Source organism: Paenibacillus nuruki (genome assembly GCF_963311185.1).
Classification (GTDB): Bacteria; Bacillota; Bacilli; order Paenibacillales; family Paenibacillaceae; genus Saccharibacillus; species Saccharibacillus nuruki.
Genome location: NZ_OY725677.1, coordinates 2728224 through 2745286 on the forward strand (window position 1 = coordinate 2728224; position 17063 = coordinate 2745286).

Annotated in this window: 14 protein-coding genes; 3 read left to right on the top strand and 11 right to left on the bottom strand. The window is 39.4% G+C overall.

All coding sequences use genetic code 11. The features are described from left to right. Window positions 1-143: 143 nt before the first annotated feature. The 3 genes from RCP16_RS12185 to RCP16_RS12195 all read right to left on the bottom strand — a co-directional run bounded on the left by RCP16_RS12185 (window position 144) and on the right by RCP16_RS12195 (window position 3977). Window positions 144-437, bottom strand: coding sequence for an acyl carrier protein (locus RCP16_RS12185; RefSeq protein ID WP_308640402.1), 294 nt, complete (start codon window positions 435-437; stop codon window positions 144-146). A gap of 379 nt (window positions 438-816) precedes the next feature. Continuing rightward, window positions 817-2352, bottom strand: a complete 1536-nt coding sequence (locus RCP16_RS12190; RefSeq protein WP_273593567.1) for a methyl-accepting chemotaxis protein — start codon at window positions 2350-2352, stop codon at window positions 817-819. A 188-nt stretch (window positions 2353-2540) separates the two neighbouring features. After that, entirely contained in the window at window positions 2541-3977 is a 1437-nt protein-coding gene (locus tag RCP16_RS12195; protein ID WP_308640403.1) for an amidase family protein, read from the bottom strand. 275 nt (window positions 3978-4252) lie between these two features. Here RCP16_RS12195 and RCP16_RS12200 point away from each other — a divergent pair, with 275 nt between their 5' ends. The 3 genes from RCP16_RS12200 to hepT are packed head-to-tail and all read left to right on the top strand — an operon-like array spanning window position 4253 to window position 5561. After that, window positions 4253-4690 (top strand): GNAT family N-acetyltransferase, encoded by a 438-nt coding sequence (locus tag RCP16_RS12200; RefSeq protein ID WP_069326937.1) that lies wholly within the window; start codon window positions 4253-4255, stop codon window positions 4688-4690. 59 nt (window positions 4691-4749) lie between these two features. Beyond that, window positions 4750-5163, top strand: coding sequence for a type VII toxin-antitoxin system MntA family adenylyltransferase antitoxin (gene mntA / locus RCP16_RS12205; protein ID WP_308640404.1), 414 nt, complete (start codon window positions 4750-4752; stop codon window positions 5161-5163). Continuing rightward, on the top strand, window positions 5160-5561 hold the full coding sequence (gene hepT / locus RCP16_RS12210) for a type VII toxin-antitoxin system HepT family RNase toxin (RefSeq protein ID WP_308640405.1): 402 nt from the start codon (window positions 5160-5162) through the stop codon (window positions 5559-5561). Before mntA ends, hepT begins: the two co-directional genes overlap by 4 nt. 114 nt (window positions 5562-5675) lie before the next feature. On the opposite strand, the gene levB is transcribed toward hepT, so the two are convergent. From levB to RCP16_RS12250, 8 genes are all read right to left on the bottom strand, one after another. Continuing rightward, entirely contained in the window at window positions 5676-7208 is a 1533-nt protein-coding gene (gene levB, locus RCP16_RS12215; protein WP_371748231.1) for a 2,6-beta-fructan 6-levanbiohydrolase, read from the bottom strand. Between the two features lie 218 nt (window positions 7209-7426). Continuing rightward, window positions 7427-8941: a levansucrase gene (gene sacB / locus RCP16_RS12220; RefSeq protein ID WP_069326933.1), complete on the bottom strand. Its 1515-nt coding sequence runs from the start codon at window positions 8939-8941 to the stop codon at window positions 7427-7429. Between the two features lie 483 nt (window positions 8942-9424). Next, window positions 9425-10273, bottom strand: a complete 849-nt coding sequence (locus RCP16_RS12225) for a PRD domain-containing protein (protein ID WP_069326932.1) — start codon at window positions 10271-10273, stop codon at window positions 9425-9427. Next, window positions 10263-11804, bottom strand: coding sequence for a PTS transporter subunit EIIC (locus tag RCP16_RS12230; RefSeq protein WP_083243405.1), 1542 nt, complete (start codon window positions 11802-11804; stop codon window positions 10263-10265). Before RCP16_RS12230 ends, RCP16_RS12225 begins: the two co-directional genes overlap by 11 nt. 208 nt (window positions 11805-12012) lie before the next feature. Next, window positions 12013-13776 carry a glycoside hydrolase family 2 protein gene (locus RCP16_RS12235; protein ID WP_308640407.1) on the bottom strand — a complete coding sequence of 588 codons (1764 nt, stop codon included), beginning with the start codon at window positions 13774-13776 and terminating at the stop codon, window positions 12013-12015. A 68-nt stretch (window positions 13777-13844) separates the two neighbouring features. Continuing rightward, entirely contained in the window at window positions 13845-14657 is an 813-nt protein-coding gene (locus RCP16_RS12240) for a carbohydrate ABC transporter permease (protein WP_069326930.1), read from the bottom strand. 17 nt (window positions 14658-14674) lie between these two features. Beyond that, window positions 14675-15559 carry a carbohydrate ABC transporter permease gene (locus tag RCP16_RS12245; RefSeq protein ID WP_308640408.1) on the bottom strand — a complete coding sequence of 295 codons (885 nt, stop codon included), beginning with the start codon at window positions 15557-15559 and terminating at the stop codon, window positions 14675-14677. Window positions 15560-15646: 87 nt separating this feature from the next. Then, complete coding sequence (locus RCP16_RS12250; protein ID WP_308640409.1) at window positions 15647-16939, bottom strand: ABC transporter substrate-binding protein; 1293 nt, start codon at window positions 16937-16939, stop codon at window positions 15647-15649. Window positions 16940-17063 lie beyond the last annotated feature (124 nt).

Here is a 17063-nt window from a genome sequence, read left to right on the forward strand (position 1 = left end):
TCCTTTAACGACACATCGCATCATAAGCCCAATAAGTGACAAGCAAAATTTCTGATATACAAAACGTATTTATTGCAAATAATGTTCATGATACTGTTGTATATACACAACAAGTGTTAGCGCTTTAATTTTTATGTAAGCGCTTATACCGTTTTCACCTGTTCTTCTACAACCTGACCTTGATTGGCTTCAAGACTAACAAAGTTACAGAACGCTTGAATAGAACCTAAATGTTCCATATCAAATTCTTCAAAATCAATTTCAACATTAAAATCATCTTCTACTCGTAAAATAAAATGAATCAATTGGATAGAATCAAGCCCGGCATCATGAATAATATCAGAATCGCGGTCCAGACGTGTCAAACAGGAAGGGTCTTGTTTTACCTCACTAATCATGGTAATAATTTGCTCTACAGTGACTGGGGATTGCTGCATTCTAATTCCTCCTTCTAGATATAGATCAGGTAGTGAGAATCAGGTCAAGCACGCATACATACGAAGAAAATACCGACTAAAAATAGCGACATCTAGCGGATAATTCCGTCCACCAATTAATGGAATTATATGCATATATATTCATCTATATTCCAGAAATAGTCAATCCTTATAATAAGAAACTGGTCAAAAGACCCAACCTGCATAATTACAACCAAAAAAAACACTACCCTATGTAAAAACCACATGAGTAGTGTTTGTTCAATCGTTTTACAAGACTTTTTGGTCTTTGTTTTACAGAAAGCAAGTACACCGTATTGGAAATATTTTGTCGAATAAGTGTATGAATCTGACTACATTTTGTCTTTTTATTGACAAATTAAGATGCTTTTTCAGTCACAATTTCGTCACTTTTTACTAGAGCATTATTTTGATCCAATGAATGATTTAAGATATCAATCAATTGTTTCAATTCATCAATACTATTTGCAATACGACTCACGCGTGTAGATTGCTCTTGTAAGCTTGACGTCATTTGTTCTATAGACGCACTCGATTGTTCTGTTACTGCCGAGATCGTTCCTGTTTCGAGTACTGAATGACGAATACCTTCAATTAATTCTTTAAGCATACTGCCAATTTCTACCGAACGATCTGATACTGTATTCGCTTCTGTCATGATATCTCCAAACGAAGATTCGGTCTGTTCCGCAGAAAGTTGGATCACATCAATCGCTTCTTTACCTTGTTGAATACGACCGGATACGACTTCTGTCTGATCATGAATACGATGCAAGATATCTGTAATCAAGACTGTAGACTGTTGCGCTTCACTCGCTAGATCACGAATCTCGGTAGCAATAACTGCAAATCCACGTCCATGTTCTCCTGCACGAGATGCTTCAATACCTGCATTAAAGGAAAGCATATTGGTCTGACGAGCGATATTTTCAATCGCTTGAGATACAGAAGAGATTTCTTGTGCATAGTTGCGTAGTGTATTCATCGCTGCATGGGTATTGTCTATCGTTTGACCGACTTCAAGTACACCTTCGCGCAAACGAATAACTTGTTCATTTCCTGAGCGAGTTAATGATGCTGTTCGTTCAGCTAGCTCTGTCATATCATTTGCAGTATTGCCAATATTACGGATAAACGTTTCTGAATTTTGCATCGATGTATTAATTTCCCCGATACTGCCTGCTTGTGAATCAATTCCTTTTGCAATTTCATTAAAGCCTGTTGTTAACTCTTTACCAATCCGATCGGTATCTTCTGCATTACGTTGCAATTGTCCACCAAACTGTGTCAATTCTTGTGCAGAACGCTCTACTTCTTGTAGCAAATTATCAATTTGTTCTTTTTGTTGATGTAAATTACTCATCATTTTCTGACCTAAAATACAGATCGCTACCCCAGCAGAACCAACCATCGTCGTAACAGCAAATAATACGATCATATCCAATACAGGAAGCGCTGTTACCAATGGATCAAATACAAGTAGAATTACTTCTAACACGACTGCATATATGGTAGCTACAATACTGACACGCATATTCAAGTACACTACAGAAAGAGTGATATAGATCAAAAATGCTGACCATGAAGCTTGTGAAGGCAATACCCAGATAACACAAGTACATGCGATAAAAGATAACGGAGTTAATAAGTATTTACCTATGGATAAATGATTTGTTTTTTTAAATATAAAGAAAGCCGCTGGAACCAAAATACATACACAAACGATTAGATATAACCATGTATACAAATCGACCAGATGAAAAAAGTACATTGCTCCATAAATAGGAATACAACTGATCAAAATAATAGCTAACGTGTATAGCAAAAGTTTGGATGCTAATCTTTCATAAGCAGTTGCTTGTTTCTCTTCGTTGTTTGCTAATACGCTTTTCATAAGCGCCTCCTTAGTTGTCTGAGATCATAAAGTAACAAATAGTTCTATTTTACTATTTCGTCAAAATTCAGCAAAAAGTTTACAGCTAGTTCACTAAATTTTTTAGTTATTTTTCTGCATAAATAACCACGTAAAAAAGCAGTAACTCTGAAGTCAGAATTACTGCTTTTATTTATAGAATAAACGACTTATAACATAGGTCTTCTGCGTGCAGGTACGGTATGTTCAAAAGCATACGCGATTCGAATCAATTCAGGCTCTTTGTACGCTGTACTCATAAAGCTGATACCGAAAGGCATACCGTCTCGGCGATAACCTGCCGGTACAATAATTGCCGGATAACCCCCTACTGCGGGTGCATCAGTATGATCCGGGGAAAAGATCGCATCTAATTGATGCTCTCGAAGCAGACGATCTATACCTTCTTCTCGCGCTTGATTCCAATCGCTTAGACGAGCCTGAATATATTTAGCTTCAGTTAATTTACCCGACGTTTCATATTGCGCTTTGATCAAGATTTCTTGACCGTATTTGAGTGCATCTTGATGATGAAGATGATTATAATCAATCATATCTTTAAGTGTTCGAATCGATGATTGTGGACCTAGTGTCGATAAATAATGATTAAGTGCCGACTTGAACTCATACAATAAAACAGTCATGTCTTCTGAAGCAATATGATCCAGATCGGTATGATCTACAATAACGGCTCCTGCATGATACATCGCTTCGATAGAAGCTTCCATAATCGACTTTTCTTCGTCGCTTAACTCATGCACATAAGCTCGATTAATACCGATTCGTGCTCCACGTAAGCCTTCTGCATCTAGATAAGACGCATAATCGGGTATCGGAACAGGTGAAGTCTGGGTTGGCGCATCTTGTTCATCTTTTCCAGCTAATACCTGTAATAGAATAGCAGCATCTTCTACATTTCTAGCCATTGGACCTGCTGTATCTTGTGTATAAGCTATCGGAATCACGCCTGTCCGACTGATCAAACCCAGTGTAGGCTTGATGCCTACCAGACTGTTTTTAGCTGCCGGATTCAAAATCGAACCTGATGTCTCTGTTCCTACTGCTACTGCACATAGATTGGCAGCTACCGCAGCTCCTGAACCTGCGCTTGAACCGCCTACATCCAATCGTCCGGGGCCATACGGATTAAGCGTCTGTCCTCCGCGGGCACTGTACCCATTTTGCATATTGAAAGACATAAAGTTCGCCATCTCGGTCAGATTGGTTTTGCCTAAAATAACAGCTCCAGCTTTCCGTAATTGTCGTACTAAAAAAGCGTCTTCTGGAGCAAAAGAGTCTGATAACGCTAATGATCCAGCGCTGGTATGCATATGATCACCTGTATTAATATTGTCTTTGATCAAGATGGGTATACCATGCAGTTCACTACGAACTTGTCCTTGCGCACGTTCTTGATCCATTTGAGCAGCAATATAGATCGCATCTGGATTTAATTCAATCACAGATCGTAATAAAGGGCCATCTTGATCTATTTCAGCTATACGCTGCATATACAAAGACGTTAACGATACAGAAGTCTGCTCTCCTTCTTCCATCCATTGTTGTAACTCTCGAATACGTACCTCTTGTAAAGGAAAATCGATCATTTGGACACTCCTTCCACTTCACTTACAAACCTTGTATCGATTCTATAATTGATTGATGCGTTGTGCAAATGTTAATTATTAATAAATACAGACTATAATCAATAAAAAAGAAGCTGAATTATACTGACTGCAATTAAATAGCGCGGTTTACATTTACATTCATTTCGTTAAAATAGAAAGACGGTCTATTCCTTCTTCAAAGAATATCTATTTCTATAGAAGGTATTAGATGTAACTCATATAGAAAATCATGAACTAAAGGATGGAGCATACACATGGAACTATTGATAAAGCAAGTTGAAAATGAATATGAATTGGATCATTGTCTGTTTATCCGCAAAGCGGTTTTTGTGAATGAACAAGGTGTACCTTTGGACGAAGAATACGATGAGTGGGATAATGCCAATACTATCATCCCACATATTATTGTGTACAATGGCGAGACTCCTGTTGCCACTTCGCGCCTGCGCGTGGTTGAAGGTGTTGCCAAATTAGAACGTATTTGCGTAATGAAAGACTATCGTAAATACGGTGTTGGCAAAATGCTGGTTGAACATATGGAGCAATTGGCGCGAGAACAAGGTCTGACTCAAGCCAAATTAAATGGACAGACACAAGCCGCTTCTTTCTATGAGCGCTTAGGATATGTACAATCTTCTGAGATATTTTTAGAATCCAATATTCCTCATGTCTTGTTTACCAAATCATTATAATCTTTAGCAAAGTATCGATCTCTCTAGCACACTATCTAGAACAATAAGGAGTTGTTATTATGTTTAAGCTATCTTTATCTTCCCATCAACAACTCCTTATTGTTCAGGAGTTGTGTAGTCTTGTTCAAGCACATACGATTATTATTTTTGGCTCTGTTGCCAAAGGCACTGCAAGAGCTGAGAGCGATATTGATATTGCTTATTTGTCTCAAGTGCGCAGATCGACTTATCAACGATTCCGAATCGGACAGCAATTAGCCGATCAGTTAGATCGTGATGTTGATTTGATCGATTTTGAAGAAGCAAGTACAGTATTCCAAGTGCAGATTGCCAGTACAGGGATCGTATTATATGAAGAAAAGCCAATGATCAGACAACTGTCGTATATTCAAGCTTTCCGTGAGTATGTACAACTGAATGACAAGCGCCAACCGATATTAGATCACTTTATGAAGAAAAGAGGCACGCTATGAATCAAGATATTTTACTCAACAAAACGGCTACGATTCGTCGCTGTGTTACACGTATTCATGAAGAATATGCTGGAGATGAAGACAACTTATTTAACTATACCAAGCAAGATTCGATTATTTTGAATCTTCAACGGGCTTGCGAGGCTTGTCTTGATCTAGCGATACATATCATTTCTGAGCGCAATCTAGGCGTTCCACAGAGCAGTCGAGATGCTTTTGATCTTCTATTCCGCAATGGATTATTGTCTAAAGAATTGAATCAAAGTATCAAAGCAATGGTCGGCTTCCGGAATATCGCTATTCATGATTACCAAGGGGTACAAGTTGAAATTATTCAAGGCATTATCGAAGAACAATTGGATGATTTTGAACAATTTATTATAGCGATCAGCGCTTGAAAATAGGAAATTGATGCTACACTCTCCTTCCTACTATACTAATTTAGAATAAAAGCCGAACTCTTCTGATCTCATAACGATCAATAAGGTTCGGCTTTTATTATTGTTTATGGTTTATTTAAACTGTTTAATGACTATATTTTCAAAAACAGCTTTGCCACTGTCTGCAAATAAAGTAATCCCTTGATCTTCTTTATTCGGGAAAATCAAGCTAGAGTAAGCTACTGTACCATCATCTACAAAGACTTCGATACTGTTCTTATCGACTAATATTTTCAGATGGACTTTTTTCTTATCAGTATTGAAGGTTGCCTGACTTTCTAGACTTTTGCCTTGAGTATCAGGATGACCGGTGTACGCTCTATTCACATACGTATATTTTCCTTCTACAAAGACACCTACATCGACATGACGACTTTGATCTTTAGACTCTCGAAGTCGCAACCCTACATTTTTAAGTTGTGACCACGAAATGTCTGTATCCAGCTGAAAAGAAGATCCACGAATATTAAGCGGCTCAGAACCTTCTACTTCCATTCGTTGTATTTTTTGGGTAGATGCAGGTAGTAAGCTAATCGCTCCAATCGGTTGAGAAGATAGATCATAAGATTGACCATTGAATTGAAGTCTTATTTTACGGACGATCGAATCCATACCGTTGAATCCTTCTTGTAATGTCGGTGTGTTATTGACATAATCCCAGTTGTTCATCCATCCAAAAGCATAACGTTGCTCATAAGGATTAGAAGCTCCTGCGATATCAAAAGTAACAGCAGCATACCAATCAAATCCATGATCCAACCATTTGGGTTCTTGACGGTCAGCTATAAATTTCTTGCCATTAAAGCTTCCTGTCCAATATGCATACGTATTTGGATTGCCTGCTCCACGTCCGTTTGCGCTAGCACCAAGTACCCATTTGTAAGCACCATTTGCCGCTTGCATCAAGTACAGATCAGGGCATTCCAGTATGCCGACATTTTCAGTAAGGAATCCACTGGTGTACGTCCACTTTTTCAAGTTAGTGGATGTGTAAAATCCAATCTTATTGCCTTCTGCCATCAACATAATCCAGTGTTTGGAATTGGCATCCCATATTATTTTGGGATCACGAAAATCGGCGTTACCGGGATTCGACAGAATCGGTTTTTTTCCATAGGCAGTGAAGGTATTACCTCCATTTTTGCTATACCACAAATACTGTTCTTGCGCTCCACCGTTAGCAGAAGGTTGAGTCACAATTGCGATAAACGCATTTTTACCAAATCCGGCTGTGTTGTTGGTATCGACGACAACCGAACCTGACCATGGATCACCGTTTTTATTTGTATATTTAGGAATAGCTACTCCGTGATCTGTCCAATGGATCAGATCGGTAGAAGTAGCATGGCGCCATTCGGTACCATTGCCATCCGGATAATCTTTGTTATAGAGATAATAGTAATGATATTTCCCTTTGAAATAGATAGGACGTTGTGGATCATTTTTCCACTTGTCCGGCACTGTAAAATGATAATCAGGACGTTCGCTACTGACGGATGTTCCATGAGAAGCACTATTATGAGGAAGACTGTTTTGAGTACTTCCTTTTGCGCTAGTCTGTGTGAAAAAGTAGAGTAAGGCACCTAATATAATACATCCGAACACACTGAGAACAACGAGTGTCCGCCGATATTTAGATACGTGGTTGCTGTTGTTCAAGTGAGCACCTCCATATATTAGTGTTTCCTTTTTGGCGTCTACATTTCGTTCTACGGATAAAAGCAATAAAGGAAAAGAAAATGCCGCTGTGTGGCAGACATTTTCTTTCCCTGTGAATCTATTGAATCCTCAGAAATGATAGATTAAGAACTTATTCATTAAACTTATTGATTAGAAGTAATCTGACCTTGTTCCAAAATGCTATTAGGAACAACTTTGGTTTCACTACCGTCGATTTCTACTTCAAAGCTTGGTGCAAATGTAGAATGATGATCAGTATAGAATCCTCTGTTGGTCATGTAGCTTGTGATTACAACTTTATTACCTTTTACTTGTGGAATCGCAAAGTGAGCATAGTTCCATGTAATATCGCGTTTGTTCAGATCTTGATGCAATACAAGTCCACTACCGTTAAGCGGTTTGTAAGGTCCATCAATTGAATCTGCTACATATCCAAGCATGTAGATATCTTCGGAGTCTACACCATCGACAAACATTTTAGCACCGCGTGTATCTGTGAATAGGTACCATTTGCCATTCATTTCAAAAATATTGGCACGTTCAATCTCATCGGTCACTGTGTTGGACGCAATAAGTGGCTTCATCACTTTTTTCAATGAATAGTCGTTGTTTAATTCAATAATACCCAATGCGCCATTCGCAATCGTCATATAGTTACGACTCGGGTTGTTCATTACTTTCTGGTATTCAGATTTGAAGAAATCGTCATCTCCACCATAATACGCTTTGTTGGAGAACATGGATTGACCTTGATAACCAGTCTCAGAACCTGTATTGGCTTCAAATACTAGATATTTGCGTCCATGATCTTCTACATAATGCGGATCTCTTAATGTATGGTTATCGGAGTAATCACCTGCACGGAATGCTTGATCCACCGTTTGATACATTTTACCATCACCATCAAAAATAGATTTGAGGTCTTCGACACCGTTGACTTGAAGTGTTCCATTAGAAGGTTCAGACACATTAATTTGAGCTGTTGTTAGTGTTTGTTTACCGAAAAATCCTTTATCGACATCCCACGGCTGACGGTTCGTATAGAATAAGCGAACTTTGCCGTCTTTAGTCATTGTTGCTGAACCTGACCATTCTTCGGATTGATTATTTAAAATTGTATCGTTAGGTACCATTTTGTCGCTATCTTTAAATACACGACCTGCATTTTTCCAAGCATCTAATGATTGATCGCCTGCTTTTTTATAGAACAGATAGATAAAAGTATCTGAGGATACTTTAGGATCACCTGCAAGTCCAAAAACAACTTCATATCCATTATAGTTGGCTACTGTACCGTCTGCATTTTGTAGTGGCCAAGTATCCCATACATCGAGATCAATCGTATTGCCATTTGCATCTTTTCCTACAGCAGAAGGAATATTGCGAATTTTGGATACATCAAATTGTGGAACTTTATAGCGAGACTCTGTTTGCTGATTAGCTATTTTCAATGCATCAAAGCGCGTAAGATGTGTAAATCCGTAAGTATCGTTAAAAACAGATGCAGGTGTTTCTACAACAGGTGTTGGTGGAGTTGGCTGTGTCCCATTACCGTAATCGGATTCTGATCCACTTGCAAAAACAGAAGTTCCTCCTGTTAGCATCGTTGCTGCCATCATCATAACAGCTGTTTTTCTTGAGAAATTCTTGATTTTCATTGTGTTCTTCCTCTCTAATTTCAAATTGTGGCTGTTTTGGCGCACAAAAAGACCTAAAAATTCCTCTGAAGAACGAACGACACCTGTCGCCCGGATTCCTCACGGAGTTTTTAGGTCTTGCCTGCTTTACCAGTAACACACCCGAATATGCTGTTGCTGACATTTATTCTATAGGGCAAATCGTAAAGACACTATAGACTGAACGAATCAATTTGGAAAAGCGACATAAAAGGATAATTCTGTAATTTTTCATTCATTTTCATAAATTTTAGTCTTATTTTCACTGTTTCAAAGTTTACATTTTTGTAATATGTCATTCGATATACATACTTTATACCTAGATCTAATTTGATTTTGAATAAATATCATAACCTATCGAATCAGGTATATAGACTTGAACCAGCTTTATTTTTCTTGTTATTCTCTATTAAAATCGCATGATTGATCTACTTTATCATTACAGTCGATACGAATCGAGCTGGATTAACGGGAATGATGACCCAGTCTTTCGAGCAGGCGATTCACTTCGATAGTAATTAACACGCATTGACTCTCTGTAAATAGATAACCATATTCATCTTCCATATTCGCTGCCATCTCTTCTACCTGTTCATATACTGTTTTATATTTCTCTACAGCAATCTGAATAAGCTCTTGATTCAGTTCGCTTCCGGGCTGATCTTTTTGATATTCTTGAAGAATACTTTTGAGTTGGCTCATTAATCGTTCATAGTCTGCTGACTTGCGATCTAAAGATTGATTTAACATATATTCAATATCTTTGACCATGTCTTTCATAATTGCCGCCATACCTGCTGCTGTGTCTTGAGCTCCTACGTTCATCCGTGCAGTATGAATATGCATCGCAATATATCCTACTTCATCTTCAGGAATGTCAATCTGCAAGCGCTCGGTAATCAATTGCTTGGCATGAAGACCGATCTGGAACTCGGCAGGATACAATAAGCGAATCTCTTCCAAAAGCGTATTGTGGATAATCAGTCCACTCCGTAGACGCTCAAGAGCAAATGACAAATGATCGGTTAGTGCAATATGAATATGTTCATTAAAAGAAATCTGTAACTCTTGTTCAGCATAAGAAATAATACTTTCAGATACAGCGATCTCTTCTTCTGGTAACGTCTGAAGCATCTCTTGTAGATAACCATACCGTTCCTGATCTTCTAGAATAAATAACTTCTCAATACGCTGTTTATCTACAATATCATTTTTGCCTTTTTCAAAAGAAATCCCACCGCCCATAGCGATCTTTTCCTGCCCGTGATCATCCACGACCACCGCATTATTATTGAGAATCTTTTTAATTTTCATAACGTCCTCCTGTGAATTTACGAACAATGTTTGAAATATGATATCGAAAAGCTGGCTTTTCTGCACCGAGCAACAGAGTCGTCATAAAAGCTATACCAGCTGAGAGTAGAAATCCAATCATATAATGGATAAAGTTCATTTCGCCAAACGGAATAATATAGACAAGCATCGGTATTCCTGTTAAGCCAAATGAGCTAGCGATCACATGATGAAAGCCGACATAAGCTCCGCCTACTGCCCCACCAATGGCTGCACTCAAAAAAGGACGACCTAACTTGAGGTTAACCCCGAGAGCAATCGGTTCTGTTATTCCTAGAAAAGCAGTAATCGATCCTGAAAGAGCTACTTTTCGTAATTCGTTATTGCGAGTAGTCAAATAGACGGCTAGACCTGCCCCACCCTGCGCCATATTTGCCATCGACCAGATCGGTAGTAAGAAATTAACGCCTACACGAGGGTCAGCGATCAAAGCAACCTCAAGCGCTTGTATCCCTTGATGCAGTCCTGTTAATACAATCGTGCTATAGATACCGCCCAGAATAAATCCAAAAAATGTACCTCCATAGATAAAGAGATATTCTAACTCTTGACCTATCCATTCTCCCAGCCATATCGCGACCGGACTAATCAAAAGAATAGCCAGCGTCCCACCGATAATCAGACTGATGGCTGGAGCAAGAAGTGTAGATGCTGATGCCGGTAGTATACGGCGTATTCCTTTTTCTATCCAAGCCATAATCAGTGCTGCCAGAATAATCGGCATCATTGCACCTTGATAGCTGAATTGAGGGGTAACCATCGTATCTATATTTTGTACCGTCGTATCATAAGAACCTATTAGTATCGCTAGATCAGGTTGAGACATTGCAATCCCAAGTACAGCCCCGATCGCAGGTGTACCTCCAAATCGTCTTACTGCATGATAACCGAACAGTACGCTAATAATTTGAAAAGCAGAACTTGTTAATAACTGAAGCAATCGGAACCAGACTGCACCCTCTGTCACCCAGTCAGAAGATTGCAGAATCGTGACCAGACCTAATAAGATACCGGCTGCAATAAAGAGCGGTAAGATCGGGATTAGAATATCTGAAAAGATAGTCGCTACCTGTATAATACGCTGCATAATGCCTGACCTTTGATCCTGATCTGGTGATGGCATTGATGGTTCAGCTTGCAGTTCAGATTCTTTAGACTCTAAAATAGAAGGTTTTAATGCTGTTTGTTCATGCTGTTGAAGCCATAGATTGATTTTGCGATGTAACTTATAGACAAGCTCAGGACCTACAATAATCTGTAGTTGTCCGGGCAGTTTGTTTATATTTTGCACTTCTTTGATCTGGCGAAGTCCTGCTTCATCGATTTGATCGTAATTTTTTAATTTGAGCCGAATACGAGTCGTACAGTGAATGACTTCTACCATATTATCAGGACCACCGGATAGATCGATAAGACGGCGGGCAAGCTCTTCTGTCGAATGATCTTTTGCACGTCTATGACGAGAAGAAGGTAGGTCTATTTTATCCGACAACACTATTCCTCCTTTATCGGGTTGAATCCAGTATGATTTGACTGTGTACACTTATTATAAAGTAACAACTTTGTAGTATAGGATAGTTTAGGGGTTATGACAATCTTTAGATGAACAGAATATGTTTTTAACTATGTACAAAAAGTGCTGTTCACTATCTGACTTGAGCAGTCAAAAGATAGCAAACAGCACTTGGTATAGGTAGATCTTAAGATTGATTCATAACGATACGGCGAATATCTTCTAGTGGCACTTTGGGCTTACGATCATACGTAACCAGACCGTTAATCTCCTGTTCGACATCGGTCAACTGGGTATAACAGAATCCTTGAACAATCGGAGAACGATGTAGCGGACGAATCACTGCGGCTAAGCGCTTTAGATAATCTTCATCATTGTCTGCGCCCGAGTATCCCCAGCCTTCCCACTCACTTTTTTTATAGGCGATTCCGCCGAACTCTGTAATCAGAATCGGTTGCCCTTGATAAGTCGCTCCCCCTACAAAAATCTCTCGATTCCCTGGCAGACTATGTACAGCCTTTTCAATCGAAGCATAACGTTCATTCAACACTTCTTCTTGCCATGCATAATCATGAATCGCTACCAGATCGGTGTCCATCATTTCCCAGCCATCATTATAAATAACAGGACGTGTATCATCCAGTGACTTGGTGAGATGATAGAGAGCCAGTCCATGCTGTTGTTGACGCTGATCATTTTTGACATTAGGAATGCCCCAACTTTCATTCATAGGAACCCAGACGACAATGGATGGATGATTGTAATCCCGTTCAATCACTTCTTGCCATTCTTGCGTGAATCGGCGTACATATTCTTCCGAATAATTGTAAGCATTTGCTGCTTCTCCCCATACCAGTAATCCTTTGCGATCACACCAGTATAAGAATCGTGGATCTTCCATTTTCTGATGCTTACGTACACCATTGAAGCCCATCGCTTGCGTCAACTCAATATCTTGAATAAAAGCTTCATCCGACGGTGCGGTTAAAATGCCATCCGGGAAATATCCTTGATCCAATACCAGACGTAGAAAATAAGGTCGATTGTTCAGATGTAACTTTCCATTTTCAATCGAAATCTTCCGCATCCCAAAGTATGATTCTACCGCATCTACTACGTTATCCTGCTCAATCAATTCTAATCGAATATCGTATAAATGTGGCTTTTCTGGTGACCACCAACGTCCTAATTCATGATCATTAAAATCATGCAGACCGATCGAGCGAGTATGTTCATGATGAGTCACTACAAATTCATCCTGTGCTACCAATTCGCCTTCAAAAGAAATGGTTAATCGTGTACGCATTCCTTTTTGACGTGTAGATGGAGAATAAAATAAGCGTACTCTAACTTCGTTTCGATCAATATCGGCTGTAAATTTAGCTTTGCTTATATGAGCAGGGTCTACTGCTTCTAACCATACCGTCTGCCAGATGCCTGTCGTACGGGTATAGAAAATACTTGCTGAATCTTCTTTCCAGTATTGCTTACCTCGCGGCAATGTCACATCTTGACTAAAATCTTCTACCCGCAAAATAATCTGATTGTGCTCTTCTTCCAGCAATTCTGTAATATCTGCTTGAAAAGGAGTATGCCCACCTTCATGAAAGGCTGCCCATTTGCCATTTACCCAGACTGTAGCTGTATAATCGACGGCTCCAAAATGTAAAATCGTACGTTTGTCTTGCCAATCGGACGGGATCTGAATCGATTTACGATACCAGACCAGATCATGAAATCCAGTATCTCCTATTCCACTCAACTCACTTTGAAAAGTAAACGGAACTTGAATCTTCTGATCGAATACCGCTTGCTGATCAAGATGCCATTTCTCCTGATCGCCTACACGTTTATCGTCAAAAGCAAATTCCCATGTTCCATTGAGATTGATCCAGTCTGCTCGCTGGAATTGAGGTCTAGGATATTCAGAACGAGTTGTTGTATTCACCATCATAATTCCTCCTTTAAAAGTATACATGTCTGTATGATTGATCCGGCTATTGATGTTCAGCTTAGTGGTTATAATTCTTTCCCACCTGTAAATGCAATCCCTTTAATAATCTGTTTCTGGAAAATAAGAAATACAATCAAGACTGGAACAGCGGCTAACGCATTAGCTGTCATAGGAAGCGCATATTGCTGGACATACGAACTCTGGAACATCGGTAATCCTAATGTAATCGTCATATAGGCTTTGTCCGAGATCGAGATCAGTGGCCATACATAATCGTTCCATGCTCCAATAAAGCTAAAAATACCTAATGCAGCTAACGCAGGACGAGACAAAGGTAAAAAGATGCTATACCAGACTTTGAAAAAACCTGCTCCATCGATTCGTGCGGCTTCTTCAAGGTCTTTCGGTAATCCATCAAAAAACTGCTTCAGAATAAAAATCCCCATCGGCCCTGCCACTGCTGGTAAAATCAACGAAGTTCGTGTTCCCAGTAGACCCCAATCGCGCATAAACAGATACAATGGAATCAATGTCGCTTCTGCTGGAATCATGAGTCCGGATAAGAACAATAGAAACATAAATTTGCTACCTGGAAATTGAATACGAGAAAATGCGTATGCCGCCATTGACGATAAGATCAGTACCAGTACTGTAGTAATCACAGACACCATCAGACTGTTACCCATCCACCCGAATATCGGAGCCTGACTCAGTACTTTCTGATAATTAACAAATGAAAGCTGAAAACCATTAGCAAATACACTTTGCCCTTCTGGCGTAAACGATAAAGCCAACATCCAGATCACAGGAATAAGAAAAAAGATCGCTAACGCTACAGCTACAATGCGAATAAAATAATAATAGATTCGATCCATCATCCTACATTCGCTCCTTTCTAAGATTCCAATCTACGTAAAACAAAAGTCTGTACTAAAGAGATCACTAGAATCACCAGCATAAGTACAAATGCTATCGCAGACGCATATCCCATCTGGAACGTCTGAAATCCATTCTCATAAATCGAAAACACGACGGTTTTGGTAGCTCCTGCGGGTCCTCCGCCTGTGATCAATTTAGATTGACCGAATATTTTGAACGAAGCAATCGTCTGAAGCACAATCACAAGTATCGTAATCCGTGATAATGATGGTAATGTGATATACCAGAATGTCTGCCAGCGATTCGCTCCTTCGATCTGCCCTGCTTCATAAAAAGATGCTGGAATATCTTGAAGCCCTGCTAGAAATAAAATAAATACAAATCCTACTGTCCACCATACGGTAGACATAATAATAGCCGCCCATGCTAAAGTCGGTTCCGATAACCAGAAAATCTCTTCATGGATTAAACCTAATCCACGTAAAATCTGATTAAACAAGCCGGTGTACGGCTGTAAAAAAATCACCCAAATACTTGAAATAACAGAAACAGATAACACATACGGCATAAAAACAGAGATCCGAAAAAAAGACTGTCCACGACGTATACTGTGAACAAGAATCGCTAATAATAAGCCAATTCCGCTAACCAACGGCACACTAATCAATGTAAATACGATCGTATGCAATAGGTTGCTACGAAATTCTTCGTCTTGGATAAGATTCGTATAATTTTCAAAGCCTACAAAAACTTTATCTCCTAGCAAAGACCAGTCATAAAAACTGATGCGCAGACCGTACAAAATCGGAAATAAAGAAAAAAGAGCAAAGAAAATCGTATATGGCAAAATCATTAATATGCCTGTGATCCACCCTTGATGTGATAAGGATTTGGTGCCCATAGATGAGACTCCTTTCTTCAGCTAGATCAGACAAAAGAAGCGGTTTGATGTCTATGTCGCTCCGCTTCTTTTGTGATGATCCTATCTTTATTTTCCAGTAATCTTGTTGGTAGAAGCATCTGCTTTTTCTAAAGTGGTCGCTGGATCTTGTTGACCTGCTAACATTTTTTCGAACTCTTTGACAATATTGTCGTTAACCTGTCCTTGTTTTTCATTACGAGGCCAGTATTTGACAAAGTCAGCCGATTGCGCATAATCACTACGATATGGCATGTCTTTGAACTCTTGAGAATCCAATACTTTGGTCACACTTGGAATATGCCCTGCTTTTGCCCACATGTCCCCATGTTCTGCAAGCCAATTGGCAAACGTCAATGCAGCTTGCTGTTTGGCTGGATCTTCTTGACTGTGCTTCGGCAAAGCTAATGTATGCGAATCGCCCCATGTTGCCGGTTGATCATAGATTTGTGGCATCGGTACTACCGCAAAGTCCAAATCTTTAATATTTTCAAATGATCCGGTACTCCATACCCCTGTGATGAGTACAGCTGCTCGCTGATCTTGAAATAATTTAACCGCATCATTTACATTCGGTGGAATTAATTTGGATGTATACAAGCTATTCACGTATTCTAATGCTTGTTTGGCTTGTGGATTGTTAAGTTCTGCTTTGCCATTTGCATCATAGAACTTCCCTCCACCAGTTAACTGATTATAGAAGCCCCAGAACATCCAATACGCATCTATACGCACGCTTGGTTGTGCAAGTGGAGCGACATCTGCTGGAACTGCATCTTTAATTTTAGTTAAAAATGCGGTAAATCCTTCTGGTGATGGATCGAATACAGGTTTGCCGTCTTTCAGTACCCCTGCTTTTTCCAGATATGTCTTGTTGTAATACATGACGATCGCATGAGTATCTAGTGGAATCGAATAATGTTTACCATCGTAAATCGTCGATTCTAAAATCGTAGGATTGAATGCATCCCAGTCCACTTTGGAACCTGCTGCTAGATCATCTAGTGGGGTCACATAACCCGCTGGTACAAATTGTGGCATCCGTGAGGAATGCAATACCGCTAGATCAGGCGCTTGATCCGAAGCTAACGATGTCTGTAGCTTGGTATAGTAATCTTCCGAGCGATTACTTAGCTGTTCCACTTGAATATCTGGATTCTCCTCATTAAACTTGCCTACCATTGCCGCCATAAATTCTCCATCTCCACCACTAAATGGTGTCCAGAATGAGATTTGTGTTTTACCACCTGTTTTGCCACTTTCGGTACTACTAGCAGGTGCACTACCTCCAGCACAAGCCGACAGAATAAACATAGCAACCAGTAGTATAGAACCAGCTTGCAACCATTTTGTTTTTCTCATCAATAGAACCCCCTTGTCGAATAATGAAGAATGTGCGTTTTTAGATAACGCTTACATTTCAAATCTTAATGTATTCTTCAAGAAGGAACCATGACGCTTTTTTCGATGGTATAGACATATATTT

Excerpts from the sequence above, each read along its gene's own strand:
- RCP16_RS12185 (WP_308640402.1), bottom strand. The coding sequence starts at position 437 with ATGCAGCAATCCCCAGTCACTGTAGAGCAAATTATTACCATGATTAGT.
- RCP16_RS12190 (WP_273593567.1), bottom strand. The coding sequence starts at position 2,352 with ATGAAAAGCGTATTAGCAAACAACGAAGAGAAACAAGCAACTGCTTAT.
- RCP16_RS12195 (WP_308640403.1), bottom strand. The coding sequence starts at position 3,977 with ATGATCGATTTTCCTTTACAAGAGGTACGTATTCGAGAGTTACAACAA.
- RCP16_RS12200 (WP_069326937.1), top strand. The coding sequence starts at position 4,253 with ATGGAACTATTGATAAAGCAAGTTGAAAATGAATATGAATTGGATCAT.
- mntA (WP_308640404.1), top strand. The coding sequence starts at position 4,750 with ATGTTTAAGCTATCTTTATCTTCCCATCAACAACTCCTTATTGTTCAG.
- hepT (WP_308640405.1), top strand. The coding sequence starts at position 5,160 with ATGAATCAAGATATTTTACTCAACAAAACGGCTACGATTCGTCGCTGT.
- sacB (WP_069326933.1), bottom strand. The coding sequence starts at position 8,941 with ATGAAAATCAAGAATTTCTCAAGAAAAACAGCTGTTATGATGATGGCA.
- RCP16_RS12225 (WP_069326932.1), bottom strand. The coding sequence starts at position 10,273 with ATGAAAATTAAAAAGATTCTCAATAATAATGCGGTGGTCGTGGATGAT.
- RCP16_RS12235 (WP_308640407.1), bottom strand. The coding sequence starts at position 13,776 with ATGGTGAATACAACAACTCGTTCTGAATATCCTAGACCTCAATTCCAG.
- RCP16_RS12240 (WP_069326930.1), bottom strand. The coding sequence starts at position 14,657 with ATGATGGATCGAATCTATTATTATTTTATTCGCATTGTAGCTGTAGCG.
- RCP16_RS12245 (WP_308640408.1), bottom strand. The coding sequence starts at position 15,559 with ATGGGCACCAAATCCTTATCACATCAAGGGTGGATCACAGGCATATTA.
- RCP16_RS12250 (WP_308640409.1), bottom strand. The coding sequence starts at position 16,939 with ATGAGAAAAACAAAATGGTTGCAAGCTGGTTCTATACTACTGGTTGCT.